Consider the following 23,145-nt stretch of genomic DNA (forward strand, 5'->3'; position numbering starts at 1 on the left):
CGAAATGTCCACCGATGTGACCGATGCCACCAAAGCCGAACAACAGCTTGCGGAGCCCAAGCCGCTGGTCGTCCTAAAGGCGGTTTTGGCGGGCAAGGTGAACTTTGCGTCCGCGCAAAACGGCGTTTCGGTGCTTCGCAGTTTGCGGCTGGTGAATGAGGGGACGGCGGCGGCGGTCAATGTGACGCTAAGGTTAACGGCCACGCCTGCGATTCTGCGCGATAAATCCTGGCGGATCGACCGGATCGCACCGGGGACGGGGATTGATCTGGTCGATCTCGAAACGCCGCTGGACACTGCAATTTTGGGCGGGCTGGATGAGGCCGAAATCGGCCAAATCAGTTTTCAAATCAGCATTGACGGTCAGGTGACCGATCAAATTCAGCATCGTATTGAACTCCTTGCCCGCGATGAATGGGGCGGCTTGGCCGAGATGGATAACATCCTAGCGGCCTTCGTCTCGCCCAACCAGTCGGCGGTGGCGCGACTGTTGAAAGAGGCATCGCGGTTGTTAGAGGCGGCAGGGCATTCAGGGTCACTCGAAGGCTATCAGTCAGGTGATCCTATGCGGGTCTGGATGATCGCAGGCGCGATCTGGTCGGCGGCGACCGGGCTGGGGCTGACCTATGCCGTGCCGCCTGCCTCGTTTGAACGGATGGGCCAAAAGGTGCGCGACCCCGAACGGATCGTGGCCGAGGGTCTTGCCACCTGTTTGGACAGCACCTTGTTGCTGGCTGCGGCGTTCGAGGCGGCGGGGCTGAACACCGCGATCTTGTTTTCGCACGGCCACGCTTGGGTGGGTGTCTGGCTGGTAGCCCGCGATTTTGGGCGGCTGGTGGAGCCCGATGTGGTTGCAGTGCGCAAAGCGGCAGCTGCACGAGATTTCGTGCCGCTGGAAACCACGCTTTTGACCAAACGCCCTAGCACGGGGTTTGAGGCTGCCGTTGATGCGGGCCGGGACCGGCTGTCTGAGGCGCGCGAGACCGAGTTCATTCAGGTCGTCGATATCAACCGCGCGCGGGCGGCGCGGATTCGCCCGTTGGCAAGCCACCATGTGGCGCAAGAGGCGAGTAATAATGATGAAGCTGTGGCCGCTGCTGCCCTGCCACGCCCACTTGATTTGGGCCGTCTGCCCGGCGAGTTGATCGAAATTGCGCCCACCACCGCTTTGGGTCGGATTGAGCGCTGGCAGCGCAAGTTGCTGGATCTGTCATTGGCAAACCGCTTGCTGAACTTCAAGGATACCAAGCTGGCGATCCCGATGATTTGCCCGGATGTTTCCGGGCTGGAAGACCAGCTTGCCGATGGCGCGGTGTTTAGGTTGCTGGCGCTGAAGGATGAACATGCGGTGTCTGGCCGCGATTTGGCCGCTGAGGAAGCGCGTCAGATTGAAGCCGGGTTGGCGCGCGATGCGATGGCGCGGGGGCAGGTTGCCGTGCCGCTGACCAGCCGCGACATGATCAACCGTCTGACCGAGCTTTACCGCAAGGCGCGCAGCGATGCCGCTGAGGGTGGCACCAATACCCTGTTTCTGGCGGTAGGTTTTCTGCGCTGGAAACGCACTGACAGCGACCCGCGCCATTACCGCGCGCCGTTGCTCTTGCTGCCTGTCAAGCTGGAGCGTCGCTCCGCGCAATCAGAGTTCCGGCTATCGCAGCTTGAAGATGAGGTGCGCATCAACGCCACATTGCTTGAATTTCTGAAGCGCGATTTTGAATTGCGGATGCCCGAGTTGGAATGTGAATTGCCGCGCGATGCCAGTGGTTTGGACATTCCGCGCATTTTGCAGATTTTACGCCATAAAGTCCGGGATGTGGCTGGGTTTGAGGTGCTGGAGGATTGCGCACTTTCGACCTTTTCGTTTGCGAAATATCTGATGTGGAAAGATCTTGTCGACCGCACCGACAACTTGCGCGAAAGCCGCTTGGTGCGGCATCTGGTAGACAGCCCGACCGAAAGTTTTGCAGGCAGCACCGGGGTGATGCCACAGCCTGCCGACATTGACCGCAAACATGCGCCGGCCGATCTGCTGGCACCTCTGCCCGCCGACAGCTCGCAACTCGCGGCGGTGATGGCGGCAGCGCAGCAGCGCGATTATGTGCTGATCGGGCCGCCCGGCACCGGCAAAAGCCAGACGATCACCAACATCATTGCGGATCAGCTGGGCCGGGGCCGCACCGTGCTGTTCGTGGCCGAGAAGGCCGCCGCATTGGATGTGGTGCATCGGAGGCTAGAGCGGCATGGATTGGGCACGGCGGTGTTAGAGCTGCACTCGAACAAAGCTGACCGCAAGGCGGTTTTGACGCAACTTGGCCGTTCGTGGGATCGCGCCAGCACGCAGGGGGCTGCGGATTGGGTGCGCGTCACCGATGATCTGCGGGTGACGCGTGATCAGTTGAACGGTTATGTCGCGGCGCTGCATTCACCCGGAACGCAGGGCTTCAGCGTTTATCAGGCGATTGGGCGGGTGGCGAAGCGGCCTGCGATGTTATCTTTGGCGTTCCCGAATAAGGATTGCCACGATCAGGATACTTGGCTGCGACTGCGCGCTCTGGCTGCGGAACTGGGTCAGCGGCATCGGATTGTGGCTGATCTGAGCACGGGTGGTCCGCTGGCGCTGGTGGCTCCGGGGGAGTGGTCATTTGGCTGGCAGGATGCGTTTCTTGCGGCGGCACGTCGTCTGCGGGTCACGCTGCACGAAACGCAAGAAGCACGGCTCGGGTTGGCGCAGCAGTTGGGATATCCCGCCGCAGTTGTCGGTTTGGCTGATGTTGTGGCGGCATTGGGCAAAGTGCCTGCCGCCCGTTTGGGCCACCCTGCGGTATCAGAGATTGCTTTGAACGCGGCCCCGGCGTTGCGCGCAGAACTGGCACCATTTGCCGAAGCTTTGCGGGCCTGCCGTGATCAACGGCAGGCCTTGGCTGCCAGTTATACGGATGATGTGATCGCCGATATGCCTTTGGAAGCGCTGGATATTCAATGGCGCGAGGCGCAAACCAAGATGTGGCCCCTGGCCGGCATGGCGAAGACCAAGCTGCAAAAACTGCTGCAATCCTATGCGCACGGCGGCACCGCTGATCCGGTTACGGATATTGCCGCGCTTAAACGGTTGCTGCGGGCGCAGGCGCTGATCGTCAAGTCCACGCTGTCTGCATTGCCCGGTTTTGCAGGCGAACGCACGGATATAGGTGCCATGTCTGCTGCGCTGGAAGAGGCCGACGGTTTTGCCCGGCTTGAAGCAACACTGACAGACGCAGGCCTGCCGCGCGCCCGGTTGATGGACCAGCGCGCAAATCTAATGCAGCGTGATGGTGGCACATTTGAGCCGCTGTTGCGCCGTCTGGTTGCCGCAGAGACCGCGCTCGCCGCCGATGTTTCGGGGTTCACGGCTGCAGGGGGGGATGCAAACGTCAGCGCTGATCAGTTGATGCCGCACCTTTTGGCCATCGAAGCGTTGCAGGCGCGGCTGCCCGATTGGATGAAATGGTTGGCGACGCGCGGGCAGGCAGCGGCACTGGGGTTGCAGCCGATCATCGACGCGCTTCAAGCAGGCGCGGAGATCGGCGCGGCAGAGGCTGCGTTTGAAAGCGCCTATATGGCGTGGTGGCTGCGCCTTGCTATGGATGCCGCGCCGATGTTGCGCAGTTTTGCGCATTGGGAACACGATGCGTTAATCCTGCGGTTCCGCGCGTTGGACGATGCGATGACCGGGATGGCTTCGGCGGAAGTGATGCGGCGGCTTGGCAATGATCTGCCGACGCGCGATTCCGTGCCGCGCAATTCCGAACTCGGCATCCTTCGGCATCAACTTGGGCTGCAACGCCCGACAGCAGCCATCAGGGGTCTGATCAGCCAGATGCCGACAACCTTCGGCAAACTCGCTCCTTGTGTGCTGATGTCGCCTTTGTCGGTTGCGCAATATCTGCCTGCGGGCCAGGCGCAGTTTGATCTGGTGATCTTCGACGAGGCTTCACAGATTTCCACGTGGGATGCGATTGGCGCGATTGCGCGCGGCAAGCAGGCGATCATCGTCGGTGATCCGCGTCAATTGCCGCCGACCAATTTCTTTGGCCGCAGCGATGATGGTGCCGACGGCGATGACCTTGCAGAATACGAAAAGGATATGCCCTCGATCTTGGATGAAGTCTCGGCCTCCGGTGTGCCGACGCAACTGCTGAACTGGCACTACCGCAGCCGGGATGAGGCCTTGATCGCGTTTTCCAACCATTTTTACTATGGCGGCAGCCTTGTCACCTTCCCGTCGCCAGATGCCTCGGGCAATGCGGTCGAGCTGCACAAGATCGCTGGCACCTATATGCGCGGCACCGGGCGCACCAACCCTGATGAGGCCCGTGCCATCGTGCAGATGATCCGCAAGCGGCTGGACGATTGGCTGAAACTGCCGGAAAAAGATCGCCCGACGCTGGGGGTGATCACCTTTAACGCGCAGCAGCAAAGCCTGATCCTTGATCTTCTGGATGCCGAACGCCAAGCCAATCCGGCGCTGGAATGGTTCTTTTCAGATGATCGTGAGGAGCCGTTGATCGTGAAGAACCTTGAGAATATCCAAGGTGATGAGCGCGATGTGATGCTGTTCTCGATCACCTTCGGGCCGGATGGTGCGGGTAAGCTCGCGATGAATTTCGGCGCGCTGAATGGGGACGGTGGTGAGAAACGCTTGAATGTTGCTGTGACGCGGGCGCGGGCAGAGTTGCATGTGTTTGCCTCGATTACCGCAGATCAGATTGACCTGACGAGGACAGGCGCGCGTGGGGTCAAAGATCTTAAAGCCTTCCTCGATTTCGCAGCACGCGGCGCGATTGCGCTATCGGCACAAGACAAAGGCTCTGTGGGCCCGGTTGAATCGCCGTTTGAAGAGGCGGTGTTGGCTGCCCTTACCGCGAAGGGATGGGAGTTGCACAGCCAGATCGGCGTTTCCGGTTTCCGCATTGACCTTGGCGTGCGGCATCCCGACCATGCTGGAACCTGGCTTGTGGGCGTGGAATGCGATGGCGCACGCTATCACAGCTCTGCAACCGCGCGCGACCGTGATCGGATCAGGCAAGCCGTTCTGGAAGGTCTTGGTTGGTCGATCTTGCGCATTTGGTCCACCGACTGGTTCCGCAACCCTGTGGCGACGGCTGATCGGGTGGATGTGCTGCTGCGTGAGGTGTTGGAGAGGGATCGCCAGCGCAGACTGGCAGTGGTCGAAGTCGAAGTGACCGAAGCTGACAGCTTAGGCGACGCTGCACAGATCACGCCTGATCTGCGGCTCGACGACATCGCCACTGAAACGCCGACCGCACCTATGGAGTCCAAACCAATTTTGCCGTCTATGCCGGTGACAGTCTGCATGCCTGAGTCGGCCGCTGCAGTTCAGTTTGCGTCGGTTGATCTACCTGTCGCTCAGCCTGAGATGGAGCCGCTGAGCCAGCATACGCTACAGCCAGACAACTTTTTCGACGAGGGCTATTCCGCGACGCTGGCGGCGCTGGTGCTCAAACTGGTCCAGACGCAAGGTGCCATGACAGAGGCGGCCTTGGCACGCAGCGTCGCCCAGTTGCATGGTTGGCAGCGCACGGGTGGCCGCATTCAGGCAAGGGTAGCGACGTTCCATAGGTTACTCGACCAGCAGGATGAAAATGGCACGGTATTCTTCTGGCCAAAGGGCGGTGTCGTGCCGCGCGTTCCCTTCGCCGGGCTTGGAGGGCGAAGTCTTAGAGAGGTGTCCCGGACCGAAATCGCCTGGATGGAAGACCGGCACACGGCGCGTATTTCGGCGTCAGTTGATCCAGTTTTGGAACTATCACGGCTGCTGGGAATCGCGAGGCTGAGCCAAGACGCGCGCAGCTATATTGATGACTGTAGATATTGGAGGACCGAAGGTTGCGCCACCCTGACATGAAGGCGGCGTTGCTGTTGTGGTATCTACCACCGGTCGCCTCAGCGTCTTATCTTTGCGCGCTTGGAGGAGGTCCGTTGTGTCAGCCCAAAGCCCCTGGATCGTGGTCATTGGTCGTTCGAAAACAATGGTCAGCGGATGGTCGATGTGAACTCACTGAAGGCGCGATGGAGAAAATCCAGAGCGAAAGTATCATTAGTCCGAATAGCGACTCCAAAAAGGTGCTTCTTCATTTACGGGCATAGCACTGCTCCGGGCCTATGGGCAGAAAAAGTGTTCCGGGGGCAATCAGGTTGTATTTTCAAGGCATTGATTTTTCGGGATTTTTTGAATTGGTCGGAGCGAGAGGATTCGAACCTCCGACCCCCTGCTCCCGAAGCAGGTGCGCTACCAGACTGCGCTACGCTCCGACCGTGGCGCGGGGTTAAACCGTTGCGGGACAGTTTGCAATAGGGCGGTGCAGGATTTATGCGTCGCCTTCGCTGCCCGACAGACCTTCAACTTTGTCGCGCAGGCGGCGGCGGTCAAACAGGCGCAGCCACAGACCGATGCGGGGGAAAGCCCCGAAATCAAAGCGCGAGCGGGTCTCTAGCACTGGTCGGTTGATCGAGACCGAGGGCTTATCCTCGCGCAGCACGATATAGAAGCCAGCCGCGATGATCACGCCGGTGCCAACGGCCGTCCAGAAATCGACCTCTTCACCGAAGATCAGATAGCCATAGGCCAAAGCCCAGATAATCTGGCTGTAATGCATGGGCGCGACAATGATCGCAGGCGCGCGACGGTAGGCGGCGATGGTCAAAAACCCGCCCAGCAGACTGAACAGGGCCATCGTGCCCATCAGGCCCAAATGGCCAATTGGAACAGGCACATAGACAAACGGCAATGCCACAGCCATCACCACAAAGTTCGCCACCATCGGGTAGAGCATCAAAACAGCCGAGCGTTCTTCGCTGCCGATCTTGCGCACGATCACCGAGGACAGCGCGCCCAGAATCGCGGCCGCCAAGGCCGAAAGATGGCCAAGGCTAAGCGGTTCTTGCCCCGGTCGCAGCACGATCATCACGCCGATCAGGCCCATCAAAACCGCCATACCCCGATGCAAACCGATCTTTTCGCCCAGCATCGGGATCGCCAGCAGCGTAATCACCAAAGGCATGGCGAAGAAAATCGCATAGCATTGCGCCAGCGGTAACACCGAGAACGCATAGAACCCGGTCAGCCCATTCAGCACGGTAGAGGTGGTGCGCAGCGCCGACCAATACGGATGGCGCGGGATCAGGTTGCCATCTGTCCGATCGCTCATCAGCATGATCGAGATCAGCGGAAAGCTGAGCAGACCCGAGAAAAAGATCAGTTGAAACGCGCTGTAATGCGCGCCCAGCAGTTTCACCAGCACGTCATGCGTGGCGTAAACGCCGAAAGCTGCCAGCGACAAAAGCGCGCCGCGCAGGTTCGATTGGGCAAGAGGCATGGCGGGCATCCGGGCAAGGTCGAGGGGGTTGCGGCTGCGCACAGATGTCCTGCGTTGCGGCGGATAATTCAAGAGGCAAGCGCGATGCGGCGCAATTTTGCATCATTTTTCGGCAGCTTAGCTCGGTTGCGGCGCCCGCCCGCTTTGGCCGCAAAGTCTGTGGCGAAACCGCGTCGCCCAAGGGCCATTCTGGCCTTGGAAGTCATCCCCCAAGGCCAGAGAGTTTGAGCGTGACCAGATTACTGACTGGCTTCCATCGCGGCAATGATCGCATCGCCCATCTGCGTCGTCGACACTGGCGAGCCGCCTTCTGGCCCCATCAGATCGGCCGTGCGCACGCCGTCCGCCAGCACTTTTTCGACCGCTTTTTCGACGCGCGTGGCCTCCGCCCCCATGTTGAACGAATAGCGCAGCGCCATTGCGAACGACAAGATACAGGCGATCGGGTTGGCTTTGCCCATGCCGGTGATGTCGGGGGCAGAGCCGTGCACGGGCTCGTAAAGGGCTTTCGGGCGGCCATTGGCCATCGGCAGCCCAAGGCTGGCCGAGGGCAGCATGCCCAAAGACCCGGTCAGCATCGCGGCCATATCCGACAGCACATCGCCGAACAGGTTGTCGGTTACGATCACGTCGAACTGCTTGGGCCAACGGCAGAGCTGCATCGCGCCATTGTCGGCATACATATGCGTCAGCGCCACGTCGGGGTATTCCTTGTCGTGGATTTCCTGCACAACTTCGCGCCACAGGATGCCGGATTCCATCACATTGGCCTTCTCCATCGAGCAGACCTTGTTGTTGCGTTTGCGGGCCAACTCGAACGCCGATCGCGCAACGCGGGCGATTTCCGATTCGGTGTAGCGCTGGGTGTTGATGCCCACACGCTCGTTGCCCTCAACGAAAATGCCGCGCGGTTCGCCGAAATAGACGCCGCTGGTCAATTCGCGCACGATGACGATATCAAGCCCCGCGACCACATCGCGTTTCAGGCTGGAGAAATCGGCAAGCGCGTCAAAGCACTGGGCCGGGCGCAGGTTAGAGAACAAGTCCATCTCTTTGCGCAGACGCAGCAAGCCCCGCTCGGGCTTTACGGAAAAATCGAGCGTGTCGTATTTCGGGCCGCCGACTGCACCCAGCAGCACCGCGTCCGCTTCTTGCGCGCGGGCCATGGTTTCATCGGTCAACGGCGTGCCGTGGGCATCGTAGGAACAGCCGCCGACCAGACCTTCGGACACGTCAAAGCTGACGATGCCTTTGGTGTCGAACCAGCTGATCAGTTTCTTGACCTCGGCCATGACTTCGGGGCCGATGCCGTCGCCGGCGAGGATAAGCAGGGAAGGATTGGCCATGTTCGGCTCCGTCGTTGAAGGGTTGCCGATGGCCTAGCCAATGGGGGGGGCAGGGTCAAGGTTCAGCGCCCGGAAATGGCCGTTAAGGCAGCAGATCCAGCCAAACCGGATGGTGGCGCGAGGCCGTGGCAAGGCTGGCAGCGCCCGGATCGCTGTCAGGCGGCCATTCCACCCCAGCGGCTGAGACGCGCATATCTTTCGACGGCAAGATCACTTCGACCCGCAGGCCGCCAATTTTCGGATAAAGGGCGGTATCCAGCGCCGGATCGCCGGTCTGCCCGGGGTCATGTCGCATCGAAGTGCTGCGGGGTTTCGGGTCTTGCAGCGCGGCATGATGCAACAAAGCGGCAATCGCATCTTTGCGGCCCGCGCCATCGGCGGGATCAAGGTTGCTTTGGCCAAGGATCACAAACGGCGGTTTCGGCGGTTTGAACGGCAAATCACCCGCCAGCAGGTGCAGCCAGAACGCCGATTCGTCATGGTTGCGCCGCCCGTTGCGGTCTTCTGGCCCATCAAAGATCGGCGGGCTGGCGTAATAGGCCAGCAACCGCAGGCTTTCGCCGTTGGGCAGCAGGATCGGCACTTCGTAAGCGCCGGTGGTGGACAGCAGTTGCGTGCGGGGCGTGTCGGGGGGCATCAATGTGCCGGGCAGATCGCCCCACAGAAACCCACTGAAATCGCGGATGTTTTTGTCATCTATCGGCAGTTTTGACAGCACGGCCATGCCGCCCTCACCCACCCAACGACCATAGCCTTGGGCATCGCGCGGCTCGCCAAATATGCCGTTGCCATCAAGGTCCAACCCGGTCGCAACCCCGGTGTTCGGGCGCAGTGGCATGCGGTAGGGGTAGGGCACCCCGGCCTCTGCCAGACGGCTTTCCAGCGCGGCCAAAGTCTTGCCCTGCAGATCATAGTCGATGCCGGTCAGCAGCAGCACATCGGCATCCAGATCGGCAATCACCTGCACCGCCGCCATCTGCGCCGGATTGTCACCACGTCGCAAAGATTGCAGCGCCAAACCGGGACCTTTTGCCCAAAAGTCGATGTTATAGGTGGCAATGCGCAGAGTGGGGCGCAGATCAGCGCAAGCGGGCCACGCCCAAAGCCAGATCAGGCCGAGGCATACTGCTTGCCATCGGCGCCAAGCATGTTGGCGGCGCGGGTTTCGGTGATCATGTCGGCGATGCGACTCATCGCAATGCCGCGCATGAACAGGCTGGCGGGTAGGAAGGCCCATGCCGTCATCGTCCAGATCAAGGTTTGTGGCGAGGTCAGCGTCAGCGGTTCAAACCCCGTCGACCCGATCTTCACCACGGCTGGAATCAAGAATGGCAGCAAAAACCCTAATGCAATGTTAATGCGTGCATCGCGGGTAAGCCGGGTGACAACATCCGCGCCCGCTGTCGGATCGAAGGTCGGCAGATTGACCCAGACGTTGAACGCCCGCCCCCGCGACGGCCAGCGGCCCGCTTTCAAGATCACCACATAAACGGACAGCGAAATCAAAGAGATAAGATAAGCCATTCCGGCAGCGGTGCGCACATCGGCGATCTGCTGAGCGGTTGCATCATTGGCAACCATCAGCGTCGCCAACCGCACCGGGCTATAGGGGAAATCCATCGAAATCCCGATCAGCGTGCCGACGGCATCGGTAAAATCGGTCAGGGTCGAGGGCATGGACTTGCCGCGCGCGATCATCGACAGCGACACAACTGTGGCCAGCAGCATCAGAAAACGCACCCGGTTGAAGGGCGGGGCGTCGCGGAATTCGACAAGGCTGGGGTAGGTGGCGTTGTATTCCACAAAGGTCAAAAGGCCGATGAACAGCGCCACAAGCGCCACCATCTGTTTTGCATCTGCTGTTGCGTCGACCAAAAGCACAGAGGGCGTGGCGACCAGCACCATCACCAAAACCATGCGAACGATCGCGCCTGTTAGCCGCGAAAACACTGCCCTGCCACCCTTCAATCGGCCCTGTTTCGTGTTTTGCCACGCCAAGGTTCCGAAGATATCCCGCACTTTAAGGCGGGTTGCCTCAATATTGCCCAATTCTTGCCTTCTTTCGGTCTGCACGGCAACAGTTGGCTTAACGATCAGTAATATCTGTGGCGATTCCGTGTTCAAGGTGTTGCAGGATTGAATCAAACTGGCGGTAACAAAAAGGCCGCCCCAAGGGGCGGCCCTAGATGTAGTGGTTTGTGGCGCTTTAGGCCCAAGGGTGCAGCACAGCATTCTTTTTCTCAAAAGAATCAATGGCCGAGGCTTTTTCTAAAGTCAGGCCAATATCGTCCAGTCCATTGATCAGGCAGTGCTTGCGGTGGCCGTCCACCTCGAAGCCAAAGCTTTGACCGTCGGAGGTGGTGACGGTTTGGGCCACCAGATCAACGGTCTGCCGCGCATTGGCACCCTTTTTCGCATCGGCCATCAGCACATCGACAACCTCTTGCGGCATCACGATCGGCAGGATGCCGTTCTTGAAGCAGTTGTTGTAGAAAATGTCGGCGAAAGAGGTGCTGATCACGCAACGGATGCCGAAATCGAGCAAAGCCCAAGGCGCATGTTCGCGCGACGAACCACACCCGAAGTTGTCGCCTGCCACGATGATCTCGGCCTTGCGGTAGGCGGGCTGGTTCAGCACGAAACCTTCGATCTCTGTCCCGTCAAGATTATAGCGCATCTCGTCGAACAGGTTCACGCCAAGACCCGAACGCTTGATGGTCTTTAGAAACTGCTTGGGGATGATCATATCGGTGTCGATATTGACCAAGGGCATAGGTGCTGCAATGCCGGTGAGGGTGGTGAATTTATCCATCTTTACAGCTCCTTAAACCGTCTCTGCCATCAACTCGCGCACATCGGTCAGATGACCGGTGATTGCGGCGGCGGCGGCCATGCCCGGCGACAGCAGGTGGGTGCGGCCCCCGCGACCCTGACGGCCTTCAAAGTTGCGGTTAGAGGTGGCAGCGCAACGCTCGCCCGGTGCCAATTGGTCCGGGTTCATCGCCAAGCACATCGAGCAGCCCGCCAGACGCCATTCAAAGCCAGCGTCAATGAAGATCTGCGCCAGACCTTCTTCTTCGGCTTGCGCGCGCACAAGGCCAGAGCCGGGAACGACCATCGCGCGGATGCCGTCTTTCTTCTTCTTGCCCTTGAGGATCGCGGCTGCAGCGCGCAGGTCTTCAATCCGGCCATTGGTGCAAGAACCAATGAACACGGTGTCGATCTTGATATCGCTCAGCTTTTGGCCGGGGACGAGGCCCATATAGTCCAACGCGCGCTGCACAGCTTCGACCTTGCCGCCAGTGAAATCAGACGGCGAGGGCACGACTGCGGTGATCGGCAGCACGTCTTCGGGGCTGGTGCCCCAAGTGACGAGCGGCGCAATGTCTTCGCCTTTGATCGTCACAACCTTGTCGAAATGCGCGCCTTCGTCGGTGAACAGCGTCTTCCAATAGGTCACAGCAGCTTCCCATGCGGCGCCTTTCGGTGCGTGCGGGCGGCCCATGCAATAGGCGAAGGTTTTCTCATCGGGTGCGATCAGGCCAGCGCGGGCGCCGCCCTCAATCGCCATGTTGCAGACGGTCATGCGGCCTTCCATCGACAATTCGCGGATGGCTTGGCCACAATATTCAATGACATAGCCGGTGCCGCCAGCGGTTCCGGTTTCGCCGATCACTGCCATGGTGATGTCTTTGGCGGTAACGCCCGGGCGCAGTGAGCCGGTGATTTCAACTTTGAAATTCAGGCCCTTGCGCTGGATCAGCGTCTGGGTGGCCAAAACGTGCTCGACTTCCGAGGTGCCGATGCCATGCGCCAAAGAGCCGAATGCCCCGTGGGTGGCGGTGTGGCTGTCACCGCACACCACGGTCATGCCGGGCAGGGTCCAGCCCTGTTCGGGGCCAACGATATGCACGATGCCTTGGCGGACATCCGAGACCGGATAGTAATGGATGCCGAAATCTTTGGCGTTCTGATCCAAGGCCTGCACCTGGATGCGGCTGTCTTCGGTCATCGTCGCGGCATTGGCCCGGTCCAGCGTGGTGGGCACGTTATGATCCGGCACGGCGATGGTTTTTTCGGGTGCGCGTACTTTGCGACCCGTCATCCGCAGGCCTTCAAAGGCTTGCGGGCTGGTCACTTCATGCACCAGATGGCGGTCGATATACAAAAGGCAGGTGCCGTCTTCGGCTTGGTGAACGACGTGATCGTCCCAGATTTTGTCGTAAAGCGTGCGAGCGGTCATGGCTGGCTCATCCTCGGAATTTGGAAAGGGGATTGGCGTGAGGCGGGGCATGAAGCCCTGAAAACCGATCAGACGTGCGCAAGAATGGCGCGGGTGGCCCCGTAAAACCGCCACGGCAGGCGGTCATGGTCGGCGATGTCAAAAAACCGGATCATGCGGGGGATATACGCCTTTGCCGCTTTGCAGGCAAGGGTCGAGGCAGGGTCATCTAAAGCGCTATGGCAAAATGCGCGCTGCTGGCGCGGGCATCCGGGGGCGGGTTCGCCCCCGATGCAGATTTAGGCTTCGAGGCGCATCAGAACTGCGCGAAACGTCCGCGTTCGATTTCGCGCTCGCGGCATTCCAGGTCATAGATGCTGACAGCGCCGTTGAGATATTCAAGCTCTGCCTCGTCGCGCGTTTTGCGGCGCGGCAGCAGTTTAAGGAACTTGGTCATGGTGTTTACTCCGTTGTTCCCTCCCTGCTGACAATATGCTGCGTTGCAGCGTAGATGTGTAGGTATGCAATAAGTATTGCTGGCATGCAGTGGGCGCATGGCTTTCTGCGCGTTTTTTAGTCGGGCCTGCTGTCCAAGAGGCAGATCCAAGCCCTTGCGAAGCAGCGATTGGCAGGGTAGACGCGCGCCTTCGCCTGCCGTTGAGATTGTTGCCTTGCAATGATAGGCTGGAATCAATCTTGCGCCGGGCCCGCATCGGCCCGCTAATTGGAGGACGTTGTCCTGTCACATTCTGATCCTGCCACCGGATTGCCGGTTGGCCCACGCGCTGCCCGCGCCTCTGATGACTATACCGCCGAAGATATGCTGGCCGCCGTGCTGGCCTCGGTTGACGATGATAAAGCTGAAGAGATCGTGCAGATTGATCTGCGTGGGCGCTCGGATGTGGCCGATTATATGGTGATCTGCTCGGGCCGCTCCTCCCGGCAAGTGGCCTCGATCTCCGAAAAATTGGCGGATCGGCTGAAAGAGCAGTTCCACCTTTCGGCGCGGATGGAAGGCAAAGAGACCGGCGATTGGGTGCTGATTGATGCGGGCGATGTGATCGTCCATGTCTTCCGGCCCGAAGTGCGTGAGTTCTATGATCTTGAAAAGATGTGGCTTCCGGGAAGCGCGCATCGCGGGGCGTAAGGCTTGCGGCTGCATGTCTGTGCGGTCGGTCGGCTGCGGGCTGGGCCTGAACGCGATCTGGTCGATGACTACTACACGCGGCTGGATCGCACCGGGCGGGCGCTAAGCCTTGGCCCGGTGAGCGAGCTTGAGGTTGAAGACAAGAAAAACCTTGGCATGGCCGCAGAGGCGGTTTTGCTGGAGCGCGCCATTCCTGCGGGGGCGCTGATTGCGACGTTGGATGAACGCGGGCGCGTTTTATCGTCGCCGGAATTTGCTGAGATGCTGGCAGGCTGGCGCGATGGCGGGCGGCAGGATGTGGCCTTTGTGATCGGCGGCGCCGATGGGATTGACCCAGCCTTGCGCGCGAAGGCGGGCTTTAGCCTCAGCTTTGGGCGCATGGTCTGGCCGCATATGCTGGTGCGGGTGATGCTGGCGGAGCAATTGTATCGGGCGGCAACGATTCTGGGCGGCGGCCCGTATCACCGGGCGTAAGCGAATTCCGGCGCGGAATTCGGCACGATTTTTTCTAAAAAAATCGACCCGCGTGGGGCAGGCGTTGCTCTGACAGAATCAGGGCGCTAGAAGCATCTGACGCATTGGAAAGGCTCTGACATGTCCCGCAAACCTGTTGTTCTGTGCATTCTGGATGGTTGGGGGATCAATGCCGATCCGACCTCTAGCGCGCCTGCGCAAGCCAATGTGCCGAACTTCAACCGGATCTGGGCGACGTGTCCGCACTCTACCTTGATCACCTATGGTCCGGATGTGGGGCTGCCGACCGGGCAGATGGGCAACTCGGAAGTGGGCCATACCAATATCGGCGCGGGGCGGGTGGTGGCGATGGATCTGGGCGCGATTGATCTGGCGGTGGAGGATGGCAGCTTTGCCACCAATCCTTCGCTGTTGGAATTTGTGGCCAAGCTGAAGGCGAGCGGGGGCACCGCGCATTTGATGGGCATGGTGTCGGATGGCGGGGTGCATGGCCATATCACCCATGTGATCGCGGCGTGTCGGGTGATCACGGCGATGGGTATTCCTGTGGCGCTGCATGCGATCACCGATGGGCGGGATGTGTCGCCTTCGTCGGCTGCGGAATTCATTGACGTGCTGATGGTGCAGCTGCCGAGCGGCGCGAAAGTGGCCACGGTGATCGGGCGCTATTGGGCGATGGACCGCGACAATCGGTGGGAGCGGGTGCAGCGCGCTTATGATGCGATGGTGATGGCCAATGGCGAACATGCCGAGACGCCCGCGCAGGCCGTCGCGCAATCCTACGCCAAGGGCGAGATGGATGAATTTATCGCCCCCACGGTGATCGGAGATTATCAGGGCGCAATTGACGGCGACGGGGTGTTTTGCCTGAATTTCCGCTCGGATCGTTCGCGGGAAATTTTAGGCGCACTGGCGGCACCCGGTTTTGCGGGCTTTGCCACCGGGGATCGGCCGGAATGGGCGGCGATGCTGGGCATGGTGGAATACTCCACCGACCACAATGAGTATATGGCCACGGCTTACCCAAAGCGCAGCATTTCCAATACTTTGGGCGAGTGGGTGGCCAAGCAGGGGCTGACGCAGTTCCGGCTGGCGGAAACCGAGAAATACCCGCATGTGACGTTTTTCTTGAATGGTGGGCGTGAGGTGCCGTTTGAAGGCGAGGACCGCGCGATGCCGAAATCGCCGAAGGTTGCGACCTATGATTTGCAGCCGGAGATGTCGTCGGTTGAAGTTGCCGATAACCTCGTGATGGCGATTGAGAAGGGCTATGATTTGATCGTGGTGAACTTTGCCAACCCGGATATGGTGGGCCATACCGGCAGCCTGACGGCGGCGATCAAGGCGTGTGAGGCGGTGGATATCGGTCTGGGTCGCGCGCTGGTGGCGTTGCAGGCCAAAGGCGGCGCGATGATTGTCACCGCCGATCATGGCAATTGCGAGCTGATGATTGATCCAGTGACCGGCGGGCCGCACACCTCGCACACGGTCAATCCGGTGCCGGTGGTGCTGGTTGGCGGGCCAGCGGGCGCGGTTTTGCGCGATGGGGGCCGCTTGGGTGATCTTGCGCCGACAATTCTGGCGCTGATGGGGCTGCCGCAGCCGCCCGAGATGACCGGGCGTGATCTGATGCAGACCGGGATTTAACGCGGCATGATCCGCAAAACTGCCATTGCTTTGATGCTGACCACCTCTGTGGCGTGGGGCGGCGTGGCGGAAGATGCGGCAGAGGCCAGCGCGCAGTTGCAACAAGCGGTAGCGGCGCTGCAAGAGGCCGAGGGCGCGAAGGATCGTGTCGCGGCGCTGACGCAGACGATCAAGGCCTATGAAGAGGGGCTGGCGGCATTGCGTGAAGCCCTGCGGCAGGCCGAGCTGCGCGAAACCGCGCTGACCTTGCAATTTCAGGCAAAACGCGACCGCATTGCCCAGCTTTTGGGGGTGCTTGCGCGCATTGATGCAGAACCGGGGCCACTGCTTTTGTTGCACCCGACCGGGCCTTTGGGCACGGTGCGTTCGGGCATGATGCTGGCCGATGTGACGCCAGCGCTACAAGCCGAAGTCAATGATTTGAAAGGGCAATTGCAAGAACTGTCCGATCTGCGCAGCCTGCAGAAAGCCGCGGGCGAAACTTTGGGGCAGGGTCTGCAGGCGGCACAAACTGCGCGGTCCGAGCTGAGCCAAGCCATGTCAGACCGGACCAAATTGCCCAAACGCTTTACCGAAGACCCCGAGGTGCTGAAGGGCCTATTGGAATCTGCGGATACGCTGGAATCCTTCGCGGCGGGCCTTGCCTTGGACGATACCGGCAATGCCAGCTTTGCCGATCAACAGGGCAAACTCGATCTGCCCGCGCTGGGCACGCTGCTGTTGAAACCGAATGAAACCGATGTGCGCGGTGTCACCCGCCCCGGCATGACGCTTGCCACCCGGCCGGGTGCATTGGTGACAAGCCCTTGGGCTGCGACCATCCGCTATCGCGGACCTTTGCTCGACTACGGAAACGTGATGATCATAGAGCCCGGCGGCGGCTATCTTATGGTTCTGGGCGGCTTGGATCAGGTGTATGGCGAAGTGGGCGAAGTGATCGCAAAGGGTGCTGCGCTGGGTTTGATGGGCGGCGGGGCGCAGGCAAGCGGTGATCTTTTGGCACCGGCTAAAGAAGGCAGTGGCGGACGCGAGACGGAAACGCTTTACATAGAGTTGAGGCAAGGCGCTGCGCCAGTGGACCCGATGGCGTGGTTCGCGGCAACAGCCAAAGCAGAGGAATAGGACGAGCCGATGAAGAAGATGATTATCGCGGCGCTGTGCGGCTCGATTGCGGGCGGTGTGCTGACGACGCAGGTGGCTGGCCCGCTGATCGCGCAGGACGCGGCGAAGAACGCGAGCGTCTATGAACAGCTTGATCTGTTTGGCGATGTGTTTGAACGCATCCGCGCGCAATATGTCGAGGATGTCGACAGCAAAAAGCTGGTTGAAGCCGCGATCAACGGCATGCTGACCTCGCTTGACCCCCATTCCAGCTATATGGACGCCAAGGCGTTCGAGGACATGAACACCCAGACGCGCGGCGAGTTCGGCGGTCTGGGCATCGAAGTGACGATGGAAGAGGGCTATATCAAAGTTGTCTCGCCAATGGATGGCACGCCTGCCGATAAGGCTGGCATCAAGCCCGGCGACTTCATCACAACGGTTGATGGTGAGAACGTGCAGGGGCTGACCCTGGACGCTGCCGTTGACAAGATGCGCGGGCCGATTGGCTCTGAAATCGTGATCTCGGTGGTGCGCGAAGGTGTGGCCGAGCCGTTCGATGTCTCAATCATCCGCGACACGATCAAAGTCGCTGCGGTAAAGTCGCGCTTGGTTGGCAATATCGGCGTGATGCGGGTGTCGTCGTTCAACGACCAAACCTATCCGGGTATTCAGGATGGCATTAAGAAGCTGACCGAAGAAGCTGGCGGTAAGGATAAAATCGCAGGCTATGTGATTGATTTGCGGAACAATCCCGGAGGCTTGCTGAAACAGGCGATCCTGACCTCGGACGCGTTTTTGAATGAGGGTGAAATCGTCTCGACCCGTGGGCGACTTGCGGAAGACAGCTCGCGTGAAAATGCGACGCCGGGCGATCTGGCCGATGGCAAGCCGATCGTGGTGCTGATCAATGGCGGCTCGGCCTCGGCCTCTGAAATCGTTGCTGGCGCTTTGCAAGACCACCGCCGCGCGATTGTGGTCGGCACCAAAAGCTTCGGCAAAGGTTCGGTGCAGACGCTGATCCCGCTGAAAGGCGACGGCGCGATGCGCTTGACGACGGCGCGGTATTACACGCCGTCGGGCCGCTCGATCCAGTCTTTGGGGGTGATGCCTGATATCGTGGTCAACCAGCCGGTGGTCGATCCGACCGCAGAGGGCACCGAGGCCAAGGCTGCAGAGGATCAGACCAAACAGCGCACCGAAGCCTCGTTGCGGGGGGCGATCAGCAATGACTCGATGAGCGATGACGAGAAAAAGCAGCTGGAAGATGAGCGCGCCCGCACCGAAGAAGCAGCCAAGCTGCGCGATGAAGATTATCAGCTGGCCTATGCGGTGGATATTTTGCGCGGCTTGAACGCCGTGGCCCCGACGCCCTAAGCTGAGAATCCTGTAACCCCTTGCCGCGCCATGACTTTACACAGTCTTGGCGCGGCTGCTTTTGCCCGAGGCCACGATGCGCATTGATCCCGAAAGCCTGCCCTACCGTCCTTGCGTTGGCGTTGTTCTGATCAATGCCGCAGGGCTGATCTTTGCGGGTCAGCGGTTGGACAACCCGGTGCCCGCCTGGCAGATGCCGCAGGGTGGCATAGATGAGGGCGAAAAGCCGCGTGCTGCGGCCCTGCGTGAACTGTGGGAAGAAACCGGCGTCACTGCCGATCTGGTTGAATTTGTGGCCAAGACCGATGATTGGGTGACGTATGATCTGCCACCCGAATTGCTGGGCCGCGTCTGGGGCGGCAAATATCGTGGCCAGCGGCAGAAGTGGTTTTTGTTCCGTTTTCTGGGGCAGGATGCGCAGGTCAATATCGCGTCCGATCACCCCGAGTTTTCAAAATGGCGCTGGATTGGCGCGGATGAAATGGTCGCCTCTATCGTGCCGTTCAAGCGTGCTGTTTATGAGGAAGTCGTCACCAGTTTTCGCCCGCATCTGGCTTAGCGGCTTTGCGCGTCGGATCTTGCCCGCCGCCTTGCGTTGACTCAGCGCAAGCGTAGGGTGAAACTCAGCCTCCAACGGAATCAGGACAAACCCACTTGCGCTTTACCAAGCTGCGGCTGAATGGCTTCAAAAGCTTTGTGGACCCGACCGATCTGGTCATCCACGACGGGCTGACCGGCGTGGTTGGCCCGAATGGCTGCGGCAAATCCAATCTGCTGGAGGCGATGCGCTGGGTGATGGGCGAAAACCGCCCCTCGGCGATGCGCGGCGGCGGGATGGAGGATGTGATCTTCAACGGGGCCGCCACCCGGGGGGCGCGGCATTTCGCCGAAGTGGCCTTGGTGATGGACAACACCGACCGCCTCGCGCCTTCGGGCTTCAACGACGCCGATATGATCGAAATCACCCGGCGGATCACCCGTGATGCGGGCTCTGCCTACAAGCTGAACACCAAAGATGTGCGCGCCCGCGATGTGCAGATGCTGTTCGCCGATGCTTCGACGGGATCGCATTCCCCGGCTTTGGTGCGGCAGGGGCAGATTTCCGAACTGATCAACGCCAAGCCAAAGGCCCGGCGGCGGATTTTGGAAGAAGCGGCCGGGATTTCAGGACTTTACGCGCGCAGGCATGAAGCAGAGCTAAAGCTGTCCGGGGCTGAAACCAATCTTTTGCGCGTCGACGATGTGTTGGAATCGATGGCGCAGCAGTTGTCGCAACTGACAAGGCAGGCCAAACAAGCCGCCCGCTATCGTGAAATCGGCGAGGAACTGCGCCGCGCCGAGGGTCAACTGTTGTATCGCCGCTGGCGCGAGGCCGAAATTGCCCGCGCCGAGGCTGACACGCTTCTGCGCCAACGCTTAACCTTGGCCGCGCAGGCCGACGCCGCCGCCCGCCTTGCCGCAAAACAGCGCGAGACCGCCGAGGATGCGCTGCCGCCGTTGCGCCAAGAGGAGGCCATTGCGGCGGCGATCCTGCAGCGCCTGATGGTACAGCGCGATCAATTGGGCGAACAGGAAACCCGCGCCCGCGCGATGATCGAAACCCTGCGTGGTCGCATCGTTGAACTTGACCGCGATGCAGAGCGGGAAGCCAGCCTGAACCGCGATGCGGGCGAGGTGATCGGGCGGCTTGAATGGGAAATCGAGCAGCTTTTGCGCGCCAATGAAGGCCATGAAGATCGCCTGATCGAGGCTTCTGACATCGCGCGCGAAGCCTCTGCCGTGCTGACTGACCGCGAAGGCGTGCTGTCGCAAGCCACCGAAGATGCCGCGCGCCTTGCTGCCCGCCACCAATCCGTGCAGCGCATGCTGGCCGATACAAAAGCTGCCGTGCACAAGGCCGAAACTGAGGCTGCGCGTGCGGTTGAAGCGGTGCGTGCTGCGGAATCCGCTCTGGTTTCTGCCGCCGAAGCATTTGAAGCCGCAGAGGAATCACAGATTTCCGCCGCAGAGTCTGCCGAAGCCGCTGAAGAGGTGCTGCTTGCCGCCGAAGATGCCCGCGCCGAGGTGCAATCCCGCGAAGCCGAGGCGCGCGCGGCCCGGTCCGAAGCCGAAGGCGAGGCCAGTGCCCTGCGCGCCGAGGTCGCAGCGCTGACCCGTCTGGTGCAGCGCGAGGCGCAGGCTGGCCATCAATTGCTTGATCTTTTGGTGGTCGAACCGGGGCTTGAAAAGGCGATCGGGGCCGCCTTGGCCGACGATCTGCGCGCGCCGGAAGTGGCTGCGGAAAAGCCCTCTGGTTGGGTCATGCTGCCCGATTACGCAACACCGCAAAGCTTGCCAACCGGGGCCGTGCCGTTGTCACACCATGTGCGGGCCCCCGGCGTTCTGGCCCGCCGCATGGGACAAATCGGCCTGATTTCCCGCGCCGATGGCCCGCGCCTGCAAGGCGATCTGCAACCCGGACAGCGTTTGGTCAGCCGCGAAGGCGATCTGTGGCGCTGGGATGGCTTTCGCGCAGGGGCCGAAGATGCGCCCTCTGCCGCGGCTTTGCGCCTGCAACAATTGAACCGCCTAACCGCGCTGAAACGCGATCTTGAAGAGGTTGCGGCCCGCGCTGCCGGGGCTTCGCAGGCGCATGCTTTGCTGCAATCCCGGCTGGCCGAACTGGCCAGCGCCGATCAACGCGCCCGTGATGCCCGCCGCGCCGCCGATACCCGCGTGTCAGAAGCCAACCGTCTGGCCGCGCGGGCCGAGGCCGATAAATCTATTGCGGGCGGTAAGTTAGACGCGGCACGTCTGTCCGTGGAACGCTATGAAAGCGACGCTTCAGAGGCCCGCGAGCGTTTGGATGCCGCAGTCGCCGCTGAAGAAGACCTGCCCGATCTGGACGCCGCCCGCGAAAGTGTCGAGGCCGCAAAGCTGGCCGTAGAAGCCGCCCGCATCACGATGATGGCGCGGCGTTCGGCGCATGATGAGTTGCGCCGCGAGGGTGATGCGCGGCTGAAACGGCGTCAGGAAGCGGTCAAGGAATTGTCGGGCTGGAAGCATCGGCTTGAAACCGCAGCCAAGCGCATCGCCGAACTTGCCGCCCGCCGCGCCGAGACGCAGGAAGAATTGCTGGAAGCCTCTGCCGCGCCGGAAGAAATCGCGATCAAGCGTGAAGAACTTAGCGATGCGATCACCGAATCCGAGGCCCGCCGCGCTGTCGCCGCCGATGCGCTTTCCGTGGCCGAAGCCGCCCTGCGCACCGCCCGCGACACCGAACACGAGGGCGAGCGTCTGTCGGGTGACGCCCGTGAGGCCCGCGCCCGCGCCGAGGCCCGCACCGACGCCGCCCGCGAAACCGTGGCATTGGCCGCCGAGCGTATCGCCGAAGAACAGGGCGCCACCCCCGATCAACTTTTGGACACGTTGAAAGTCGATCCCGATAAAATGCCGGATGCTGAAAGCCTTGATGCCGATGTGCAGCGCCTGAAGCGTCAACGCGAGGCTTTGGGCGCGGTCAATCTGCGTGCCGAAGACGATGCGAAATCGGTTTCCGACGAATATGACGCGCTTGCGCAAGAGAAAATTGATCTGGAAGAGGCGATCAAAAAGCTGCGCTCTGGCATCGCGGGCCTGAACCGCGAGGGGCGCGAACGCCTGCTGACCGCGTTTGAACAGGTTAACGCCAACTTTGCCACTTTGTTCACCCATCTGTTCAACGGCGGCGAGGCGCGGCTGGTTTTGGTTGAATCCGATGATCCGCTGGAAGCCGGGCTAGAGATCATGTGCCAACCGCCCGGCAAAAAGCTGGCGACACTTTCGCTGCTGTCAGGGGGCGAGCAAACTCTGACAGCACTCGCGCTGATCTTCGGCGTTTTCCTTGCCAATCCTGCACCGATTTGCGTGTTGGACGAGGTTGATGCGCCTTTGGACGATGCCAACGTCACCCGTTTCTGCGATCTGCTGGATGAGATGACGCGCCGCACCGAAACCCGTTTCCTGATCATCACCCACCATGCGGTGACGATGGCGCGGATGGATCGATTGTTCGGTGTTACCATGGCGGAACAAGGCGTTAGCCAGCTGGTCTCGGTCGATCTGAAACGCGCCGAGGCTTTGGTCGCGTGATGGAAGAAGCCCTGCGCGCGGCTGGTTTCACCGGCATTGAGGTGGTGGATGACGTGATCTACGCGCGCAGCAACCCGGCTTTGCCAGAGTTCACTGTGCGGGAAATCGACAATATCTGGCAGCTGGCACAAACTTGGCCGCTGCGCGCAAGCGACCCACAGATCGCCGCTTGGAACGCCCTGCATCCTGAGGCGCCGATGGATATTTACCAAGGTGAAACCCGGATCACCCAGCGCGCCACGCTTGCGACATTGCCGCTTTGGGCAGAGTTAACCGCGAAAATGGTGGCACAATGCGTCACTTGGCGGCGGGTGACGCGGCAGCGGGATGAGGGTATGTGACGCC

Annotated in this window: 16 protein-coding genes and 1 tRNA gene; 9 read left to right on the plus strand and 8 right to left on the minus strand. The window is 60.7% G+C overall.

The genetic code is table 11. The features are described from left to right. The first annotated feature begins 4 nt into the window (after positions 1-4). A complete protein-coding gene (proA, locus tag QQJ98_RS01480) occupies positions 5-5,905 on the plus strand; it encodes an anti-phage protein ProA (RefSeq protein WP_284323543.1) in 5,901 nt (1,966 codons plus the stop codon). Positions 5,906-6,235: 330 nt separating this feature from the next. Here proA and QQJ98_RS01485 read toward each other — a convergent pair. The 8 genes from QQJ98_RS01485 to QQJ98_RS01520 all read right to left on the minus strand — a co-directional run bounded on the left by QQJ98_RS01485 (position 6,236) and on the right by QQJ98_RS01520 (position 13,401). Further along, a tRNA-Pro gene (locus QQJ98_RS01485) sits at positions 6,236-6,312 on the minus strand. Between the two features lie 56 nt (positions 6,313-6,368). Then, complete coding sequence (locus QQJ98_RS01490) at positions 6,369-7,376, minus strand: DMT family transporter (RefSeq protein WP_284323544.1); 1,008 nt, start codon at positions 7,374-7,376, stop codon at positions 6,369-6,371. Between the two features lie 239 nt (positions 7,377-7,615). After that, positions 7,616-8,722: a 3-isopropylmalate dehydrogenase gene (gene leuB / locus QQJ98_RS01495; protein ID WP_284323545.1), complete on the minus strand. Its 1,107-nt coding sequence runs from the start codon at positions 8,720-8,722 to the stop codon at positions 7,616-7,618. 82 nt (positions 8,723-8,804) lie between these two features. Next, a complete protein-coding gene (locus QQJ98_RS01500) occupies positions 8,805-9,740 on the minus strand; it encodes an endonuclease/exonuclease/phosphatase family protein (RefSeq protein WP_284323546.1) in 936 nt (311 codons plus the stop codon). Between the two features lie 92 nt (positions 9,741-9,832). Then, positions 9,833-10,639, minus strand: coding sequence for a hypothetical protein (locus QQJ98_RS01505; RefSeq protein ID WP_284323547.1), 807 nt, complete (start codon positions 10,637-10,639; stop codon positions 9,833-9,835). Between the two features lie 289 nt (positions 10,640-10,928). After that, positions 10,929-11,534, minus strand: coding sequence for a 3-isopropylmalate dehydratase small subunit (gene leuD, locus QQJ98_RS01510; RefSeq protein ID WP_284323548.1), 606 nt, complete (start codon positions 11,532-11,534; stop codon positions 10,929-10,931). Positions 11,535-11,546: 12 nt separating this feature from the next. Next, positions 11,547-12,965: a 3-isopropylmalate dehydratase large subunit gene (leuC, locus tag QQJ98_RS01515; protein WP_284323549.1), complete on the minus strand. Its 1,419-nt coding sequence runs from the start codon at positions 12,963-12,965 to the stop codon at positions 11,547-11,549. 295 nt (positions 12,966-13,260) lie between these two features. Beyond that, the gene (locus QQJ98_RS01520; RefSeq protein WP_284323550.1) at positions 13,261-13,401 is read right to left on the minus strand and encodes a hypothetical protein; all 141 of its coding nucleotides are present in this window, start codon (positions 13,399-13,401) and stop codon (positions 13,261-13,263) included. A 375-nt stretch (positions 13,402-13,776) separates the two neighbouring features. On the opposite strand from QQJ98_RS01520, the gene rsfS reads away from it, so the two are divergent. The 8 genes from rsfS (at position 13,777) to QQJ98_RS01560 (ending at position 23,141) form a co-directional block, all read left to right on the plus strand. Then, entirely contained in the window at positions 13,777-14,091 is a 315-nt protein-coding gene (rsfS, locus tag QQJ98_RS01525) for a ribosome silencing factor (protein ID WP_348523121.1), read from the plus strand. Positions 14,092-14,094: 3 nt separating this feature from the next. Next, positions 14,095-14,565, plus strand: a complete 471-nt coding sequence (gene rlmH / locus QQJ98_RS01530) for a 23S rRNA (pseudouridine(1915)-N(3))-methyltransferase RlmH (RefSeq protein WP_284323551.1) — start codon at positions 14,095-14,097, stop codon at positions 14,563-14,565. A gap of 120 nt (positions 14,566-14,685) precedes the next feature. Beyond that, a complete protein-coding gene (gene gpmI / locus QQJ98_RS01535) occupies positions 14,686-16,212 on the plus strand; it encodes a 2,3-bisphosphoglycerate-independent phosphoglycerate mutase (protein ID WP_284323552.1) in 1,527 nt (508 codons plus the stop codon). Positions 16,213-16,218: 6 nt separating this feature from the next. Next, the gene (locus tag QQJ98_RS01540) at positions 16,219-17,334 is read left to right on the plus strand and encodes a murein hydrolase activator EnvC family protein (RefSeq protein ID WP_284323553.1); all 1,116 of its coding nucleotides are present in this window, start codon (positions 16,219-16,221) and stop codon (positions 17,332-17,334) included. Positions 17,335-17,343: 9 nt separating this feature from the next. Continuing rightward, positions 17,344-18,690: a S41 family peptidase gene (locus QQJ98_RS01545; RefSeq protein ID WP_284323554.1), complete on the plus strand. Its 1,347-nt coding sequence runs from the start codon at positions 17,344-17,346 to the stop codon at positions 18,688-18,690. Between the two features lie 76 nt (positions 18,691-18,766). Next, positions 18,767-19,249 carry an RNA pyrophosphohydrolase gene (locus QQJ98_RS01550; RefSeq protein WP_284323555.1) on the plus strand — a complete coding sequence of 161 codons (483 nt, stop codon included), beginning with the start codon at positions 18,767-18,769 and terminating at the stop codon, positions 19,247-19,249. Between the two features lie 95 nt (positions 19,250-19,344). Further along, positions 19,345-22,800 (plus strand): chromosome segregation protein SMC, encoded by a 3,456-nt coding sequence (gene smc, locus QQJ98_RS01555; protein ID WP_284323556.1) that lies wholly within the window; start codon positions 19,345-19,347, stop codon positions 22,798-22,800. Then, positions 22,800-23,141: a hypothetical protein gene (locus QQJ98_RS01560; protein WP_284323557.1), complete on the plus strand. Its 342-nt coding sequence runs from the start codon at positions 22,800-22,802 to the stop codon at positions 23,139-23,141. Before smc ends, QQJ98_RS01560 begins: the two co-directional genes overlap by 1 nt. The last annotated feature ends 4 nt before the right edge of the window (positions 23,142-23,145 follow it).

Origin of the sequence: Cypionkella aquatica, assembly GCF_030161095.1 — a bacterium.
Classification (GTDB): Bacteria; Pseudomonadota; Alphaproteobacteria; order Rhodobacterales; family Rhodobacteraceae; genus Cypionkella; species Cypionkella aquatica.

Bases quoted from the DNA above. Each gene is read 5' to 3' on its own strand.
- proA (WP_284323543.1), top strand. From the start codon at position 5: ATGTCCACCGATGTGACCGATGCCACCAAAGCCGAACAACAGCTTGCG.
- QQJ98_RS01490 (WP_284323544.1), bottom strand. From the start codon at position 7,376: ATGCCTCTTGCCCAATCGAACCTGCGCGGCGCGCTTTTGTCGCTGGCA.
- leuB (WP_284323545.1), bottom strand. From the start codon at position 8,722: ATGGCCAATCCTTCCCTGCTTATCCTCGCCGGCGACGGCATCGGCCCC.
- QQJ98_RS01505 (WP_284323547.1), bottom strand. From the start codon at position 10,639: ATGGTTTTGGTGATGGTGCTGGTCGCCACGCCCTCTGTGCTTTTGGTC.
- leuD (WP_284323548.1), bottom strand. From the start codon at position 11,534: ATGGATAAATTCACCACCCTCACCGGCATTGCAGCACCTATGCCCTTG.
- leuC (WP_284323549.1), bottom strand. From the start codon at position 12,965: ATGACCGCTCGCACGCTTTACGACAAAATCTGGGACGATCACGTCGTT.
- QQJ98_RS01520 (WP_284323550.1), bottom strand. From the start codon at position 13,401: ATGACCAAGTTCCTTAAACTGCTGCCGCGCCGCAAAACGCGCGACGAG.
- gpmI (WP_284323552.1), top strand. From the start codon at position 14,686: ATGTCCCGCAAACCTGTTGTTCTGTGCATTCTGGATGGTTGGGGGATC.
- QQJ98_RS01540 (WP_284323553.1), top strand. From the start codon at position 16,219: ATGATCCGCAAAACTGCCATTGCTTTGATGCTGACCACCTCTGTGGCG.
- QQJ98_RS01545 (WP_284323554.1), top strand. From the start codon at position 17,344: ATGAAGAAGATGATTATCGCGGCGCTGTGCGGCTCGATTGCGGGCGGT.
- QQJ98_RS01550 (WP_284323555.1), top strand. From the start codon at position 18,767: ATGCGCATTGATCCCGAAAGCCTGCCCTACCGTCCTTGCGTTGGCGTT.
- QQJ98_RS01560 (WP_284323557.1), top strand. From the start codon at position 22,800: ATGGAAGAAGCCCTGCGCGCGGCTGGTTTCACCGGCATTGAGGTGGTG.